Source organism: Blautia sp. ZXY-1-B12, assembly GCF_056339915.1.
Map to the genome: position 1 here is coordinate 21,247 of NZ_JBWJVP010000005.1, position 6,000 is coordinate 27,246.

5 protein-coding genes and 1 tRNA gene are annotated in these 6,000 nt (G+C 41.8%); all 6 read left to right on the forward strand.

Annotated elements, in window-relative coordinates; genetic code table 11:
- The first annotated feature begins 126 nt into the window (after positions 1–126).
- Entirely contained in the window at positions 127–342 is a 216-nt protein-coding gene (locus AC075L_RS00390) for a hypothetical protein (RefSeq protein WP_020993737.1), read from the forward strand.
- Between the two features lie 4 nt (positions 343–346).
- On the forward strand, positions 347–1,828 hold the full coding sequence (locus AC075L_RS00395) for a glycerophosphodiester phosphodiesterase family protein (RefSeq protein WP_173681455.1): 1,482 nt from the start codon (positions 347–349) through the stop codon (positions 1,826–1,828).
- 156 nt (positions 1,829–1,984) lie between these two features.
- Positions 1,985–3,049 (forward strand): leucine-rich repeat domain-containing protein, encoded by a 1,065-nt coding sequence (locus AC075L_RS00400; protein ID WP_195280131.1) that lies wholly within the window; start codon positions 1,985–1,987, stop codon positions 3,047–3,049.
- A gap of 63 nt (positions 3,050–3,112) precedes the next feature.
- Positions 3,113–3,195, forward strand: a tRNA-Leu gene (locus tag AC075L_RS00405).
- A 171-nt stretch (positions 3,196–3,366) separates the two neighbouring features.
- Complete coding sequence (gene ftsH / locus AC075L_RS00410) at positions 3,367–5,322, forward strand: ATP-dependent zinc metalloprotease FtsH (protein WP_118566270.1); 1,956 nt, start codon at positions 3,367–3,369, stop codon at positions 5,320–5,322.
- 213 nt (positions 5,323–5,535) lie between these two features.
- Positions 5,536–5,883, forward strand: a complete 348-nt coding sequence (locus AC075L_RS00415) for a zf-HC2 domain-containing protein (RefSeq protein ID WP_029676784.1) — start codon at positions 5,536–5,538, stop codon at positions 5,881–5,883.
- The last annotated feature ends 117 nt before the right edge of the window (positions 5,884–6,000 follow it).

The window sequence follows — 6,000 nt, forward strand, 5'->3', positions numbered from 1 at the left end:
ACACACAAAAAGAAAGGTACTGATCTGTGCATGATGCTGGAAGGTTAGTGCCTTTCGTTTTGCATGGAGAAACAGTGATTTCAGAAGAATGTACTGTAAAAATTTTGTCTGTTCGGAGGTAGACGTATGATTAAATATGAATATGAAACAGGAATGTGTAAACAACTGCATTACAATGGTCTGTGGAGTGTACAATATGAGGGTGTTCCCGGACATTTTAAAAAAGTAAAGATGGTCTGTCCCTGCATCAGAGACGAATGTGATCAGAATTGTGAAGTGTTTAAGAACATACCGGAAATAAAAGCAGCAGATCAGGAATGGCATATGAGAGATGAGAGATAGAATAATGGGAGATAAGAAAAAAGAATACAGAGACAAAAGAACAGGCATGCAGACTGTAAGGTCTGTCATATTTGCTATTGTGCTTATAATTACAGGTTTTACCAGTATAATATCTGTGGCAGATAATACTTATGCAGCAGACGAATATCGAGTGCATAAATCTGAGGTGGTTGTAAAGACCGGTGCCACTTATACAGTAAAGATCCTGAATCATGATACAAAAGTGAGTCCAAAGAAGTTTAAATGGACCAGCAGTAACTCAAAATGTGTAAAGGTTATAAATGGCAGGATATATGGTTTAAAGCCCGGACATGCAACGATCACAGCACAGATGAGTGGACTGAAAGTAAACTGCGAGGTTTTTGTCTGTAATAAAACGGAAACAGTTCTTTTTAAGAAATACAAAAAACAGGTGAAAGTAACGGCAGGAAAGACAATTATTCTGGAGCCGCAGAAGTATGGAAAAAGGCTGACTTATACTTCTTCTGATAAAACGGTGGCAACTGTATCAAAGAAAGGAAAAGTTACTGCAAAAAAGGCGGGAAATGTCAAAATCACCAGTGTTTCTTATGGTATTGACAGATATGTATCAGAGATAGAAGTGATCGTCCTGCCGGCAGCGTCAGAAACTCCGGAAATTACGCCTACACTGACGCCGGATGAACCAGCACCATCTGTGACCCCGGAGCCGACGGTAACGGTCACGCCAACTCCGAAAATCACACCTGCACCGGAAGATGAGGAAAAGTTCCGGAAACCCCTGGATGGAGTTACTCATTATATTTTGCACAGAGGTGAACAGACAGAAGCACCTGAGAATTCCGTGCCTGCCTTTGAGATGGCAGGACGCAATGGGGCGGAGTTTGTGGAGACAGATGTGAGAGAGACCGCAGATGGAGTTCTGGTTGTCTCTCATGATGATTCTTTGCTGCGGATGTGCGGGGAGGACAGGCTTATTTCAGAGATGACTTATGAGGAGATAAAGCAGTATCCGATTATAAATGGAAGAAATGCTTCGCAGTATCCGGATAATCTTATTCCTACACTGGAACAGTATATTGCATGCTGCAATAAGTACTCTGTGACGCCGGTGATTGAAATAAAGTCAATCCGTACGGAAGAAGCCATGAATTTGTTCATGCAGCTTCTGACTGAATCACAGAAAGAGCCGGTACTCATCTGTTTCCGCATAGAAACACTTGGTAAACTGCGTGAGATGGGATTTACAGGAAAAATGCAGTGGATCCGTACAGTGCGCATGAATGCTTCTATGATACAGCAGTGTAAGAAATATGATCTGGACATAAGTGCAGAGTATAAAAATATCAGTATGAATGATATCAACAATGCCCATCAGAATGGAATCCGCATATCCGTATGGCTTTGCCGGAATGAGGATATGGTAGACATTTTCAGGAAAATGGGTGCGGATTATATCACGTATGAGAAGTGGAATACAGATGAAGTAAAAATACGACAGGATTAGCAGAAAATCAAGGTAGACATTTAGCAGAAAAATAAGTAAAATACAAGATGTAGATATAAATTGTAAGCAGAACAGTAACAGTTCACTATTGCTATAAGAAAGGACTGAACAGTTGTATATATTTGATATACTGCTGAAAAAGAGGAGGAGAGAGTAATGAAAAAAATAGCAGCTATGGTGCTGGCAGGTGTTCTGGCAGCAGTTCCGGTCAGTACGACCGGTGCAGCGGAATTTCAGGATGGAGCAGATACACAGAATTTCATCTGGGCAGCCGGAGAGGAAACTTCAACAGACACAGATGAAAGCAAAGGGGTAAGTGCAAATGACAGTGTCGTTGAAGGACTTGACAAACCTCTGGTTTTCTATCCCAACACTTACTATAAATTTAATGTGACCGGTGCCGGAACGCAGAATACGAATCCTGTTGAGGGAGATGTCAGATGGACACCATTATACTGGAGTCTTTCTCTCAAACCGCAGGAAAGCGATATTCACAGGAAATGGGAAATCGGTTCTGCAAAGGGTATTTATACAAAGGTGGAACGTGCATACAATATATATATCTTTTTCCAGAGAGAAGAATATACAGGAGGTATATGGGAGAAAAACGATATTGTACAACCTGTGAGATATCAGTTCAATGCAGCTCCGTTAACTGAACAGGATGGAAGCTATAAGTACCTGATAGGTGGAATTGGCTATAAGATTTTAAATGAAAGAGAAGTAAGCGTTACAGGTCTTGCTGCGGAATATAATGTGATACAGATTCCGGCTACAGTTGTGATCAATGATAAAGTTTATAAAGTAACTACAATTGACAAGAATGCCTTCAGCGGGAACAAAGAAATTACAGATGTTATTTTTGGAAATAATGTAACAACGATTGGAAAATATGCGTTCAGCCAGTGCCCGAATCTGCGGAACATAAGATTTGGCAGCAGAGTAAAAAGAATTGGCAGCAACGCATTTGCACAGTGTACGAAACTGCGAAATTTTATACTTCCTGCCAGTGTCAGACATATAGATGCCAGAGCTTTTTACCAGTGCCCGGCAGTCAAAGTGCTCAGGATCAACAGTACAGCACTGAACTATGTTGGAAAAAAAGCTTTTGCGGTCAACAAAACCGTAACTATCAGACTTCCTGAGAAGCTGTTTGCCAGATATCAGAAACTGATCAAGGCAAGCAATGTGTATTCTAAAACGAGGTTTGTGAAATATTAAAAAAAACTCAAAAATGCCCTTGCCATTTCGACAAAAACGTGATATGATAATACTCGTTTCAATGCCGGCATGTCGGAATGGCAGACGAGGCAGACTCAAAATCTGTTGTGGGCAACCACGTGTGGGTTCAAGTCCCACTGCCGGCATTAAAAAGTAAGCGAAGCCTTTGTTTGTGAAGGTGTTCGCTTTTTTTTATTTGCCGTATTAAACAGTTCAGATAATTCTAAAATCTTTATGAAATTTATCTCGCTTTTCTTGAAAAAGAGATGAATAAGTGATATGGTACATCATAACAAAACGAAATGGAGGAAAAGCCAATGAACCTTGATAATAAAAAGCCTGGCAGAAAACCGCTTTATGTATATTATATCATTGCGGCAGTTATTATCATTCTTCTGAATGTGCTGTTACTTCCTGCAATTGAGGGACGAAAGGTACAGACGACTGATTACAGTACTTTCCTGACAGGAGTAGAGAAGGATTACGTTAAGACAGTAGAAATTCAGGATGATTATATTTATTATGTAGCAGAGAGTGACGGACAGGAGGGTTATTTCAGAACTGTCAAGATGAATGATCCTGACCTTGTAGACCGTTTGCATGATGCAAATGTCAAGTTCGGTGCAGCAGCACCACAGCAGACATCTATCTGGATCAGTCTGATCGCAGGATATGTACTGCCGATTGCCATCTTTATCCTTCTTGGAAGGTGGCTCAGCAAGAAGATGATGAGTTCCATGGGCGGAGGTCCCGGTGGAGCAATGTCATTTGGAAAGAGTAATGCGAAAGTATATGTGAAATCATCTACGGGAATCAAATTCTCAGATGTAGCGGGAGAGGACGAAGCCAAGGACCTTCTGACAGAGATCGTAGATTATCTTCATAACCCGCAGAAATACAGAGAAATCGGTGCATCTATGCCGAAAGGAGCCCTTCTTGTAGGCCCTCCGGGTACAGGTAAAACACTTCTTGCAAAAGCGGTAGCCGGTGAAGCGGAAGTTCCGTTCTTCTCCATTTCCGGTTCTGAATTCGTGGAAATGTTTGTTGGTATGGGCGCTGCCAAGGTGCGTGATCTTTTCAAACAGGCGAATGAGAAAGCTCCATGTATTGTATTTATCGATGAGATCGACACAATTGGCAAGAAACGTGATGGTGCCGGATTTACAGGCGGTAATGATGAGCGCGAGCAGACTCTGAACCAGCTGCTTACAGAGATGGATGGTTTTGACGGCTCCAAAGGTGTTGTGATCCTTGCGGCAACCAACAGACCGGATTCCCTTGATCCCGCACTTCTTCGTCCTGGACGTTTTGACAGACGTATTCCTGTTGAACTTCCGGATTTAAAAGGACGTGAGGAAATCCTTAAAGTCCATGCAAAGAAGATTAAGATCGCAGATTCCGTACGTTTTGATGAGATTGCGAAAGCTGCAGCCGGAGCTTCCGGTGCAGAACTTGCAAATATTGTCAATGAAGCAGCACTTCGTGCAGTACGTGACGGCAGAAAATTTGCCACTCAGGCAGATTTTGAGGAGAGTATTGAGGTAGTTATCGCAGGATATCAGAAGAAGAACAGAGTTCTTTCCAATAAAGAAAAACTGATAGTTGCTTATCATGAAATCGGACATGCGCTGGTTGCAGCAAAGCAGACCGAATCTGCACCGGTCCACAAGATCACTATTATTCCGCGTACATCAGGAGCACTCGGATATACCATGCAGGTGGATGACGGAGATCATTATCTGATGACAAAGGAAGAACTTGCAAATAAGATAGCGACCTTTACAGGCGGTCGTGCCGCTGAGGAACTGATCTTCCACTCTATTACAACCGGAGCATCCAATGATATCGAACAGGCGACTAAGCTTGCAAGAGCAATGATCTCCAGATATGGTATGAGTGAAGACTTCGATATGGTTGCCATGGAGAATGTGACAAATCAGTATCTGGGCGGAGACTCCAGCTTAAGCTGTTCTTTTGAGACACAGACTCTTCTGGATAAGAAGGTTGTGGAGCTTGTCAGGATGGAACACCAGAAAGCACTGAAAATCCTTCAGGACAATATCGGAAAGCTCCATGAACTTGCAAAATATCTGTATGAGCATGAGACAATTACAGGTGAGGAATTTATGAAGATCCTAAATACACCTGTACAGGTTCCCACTGTAGTGGCAGAATCTGAAAGTAATACAGAGTCTGAGAACAATGCAGAATCCGAAAACAGTACAGAAGCTGATGCAGATACATCTTCCGGGAAAGTGAATCTGCAGAAGTGATATTTTTTCAAGATATACAAGCCAAAAGTCCATTGCCGCAGGCAATCCGGAAATTTGGTTATGTCACTGAAAACTGAGTGAACAGCAATGAAAGCAGCAGAGGCGATTTGAGCTTCTGCTGCTTTTCCTTGCCAATTAACTCCGGTTCGGTTATAATTCGTAATAGTGAACGCAGCATCCTGGATGTTTTTTGGAAGAAAGAAGGGAATGAAGATGGATTGCCGAACTGCAGAAGGAATGGTGAGTAGTTATATTAAACATGATCTTCCACTAAATGAACTGGAAGAGTTTCTCGATCATGTACAGAATTGTTCTTCCTGTTATGATGAACTGGAAACATATTTTATTGTACATGAGGTAACACAGCAGCTTGATGATGACAGCAGCGATTCAGTTCTGGATTTCAAAAAACTGCTGGAACAGGATATCCGGAAATCCAGAAGATATATCCGCAAGAAGAAAGCCAGTTGGCTGATGTTTGGAGTAAGTATATGCCTTCTGATCGCTACGATTGCGGCAATATTGATTTTTGTAATGATGGAGACAAATTACATTCTATAAAGACACTGGAGGATTTTATGAGCGAAAAAATATTACTGATTGACGGACACAGTATTCTGAACAGAGCTTTTTATGGTCTGCCGGATCTTACAAATTCAGAAGGAAAACACACAGGGG

What these genes read in the sequence shown, in the direction of transcription:
- AC075L_RS00400 (WP_195280131.1), top strand. Translation starts at nt 1,985, where the DNA reads ATGAAAAAAATAGCAGCTATGGTGCTGGCAGGTGTTCTGGCAGCAGTT.
- AC075L_RS00395 (WP_173681455.1), top strand. Translation starts at nt 347, where the DNA reads ATGGGAGATAAGAAAAAAGAATACAGAGACAAAAGAACAGGCATGCAG.
- AC075L_RS00390 (WP_020993737.1), top strand. Translation starts at nt 127, where the DNA reads ATGATTAAATATGAATATGAAACAGGAATGTGTAAACAACTGCATTAC.
- ftsH (WP_118566270.1), top strand. Translation starts at nt 3,367, where the DNA reads ATGAACCTTGATAATAAAAAGCCTGGCAGAAAACCGCTTTATGTATAT.
- AC075L_RS00415 (WP_029676784.1), top strand. Translation starts at nt 5,536, where the DNA reads ATGGATTGCCGAACTGCAGAAGGAATGGTGAGTAGTTATATTAAACAT.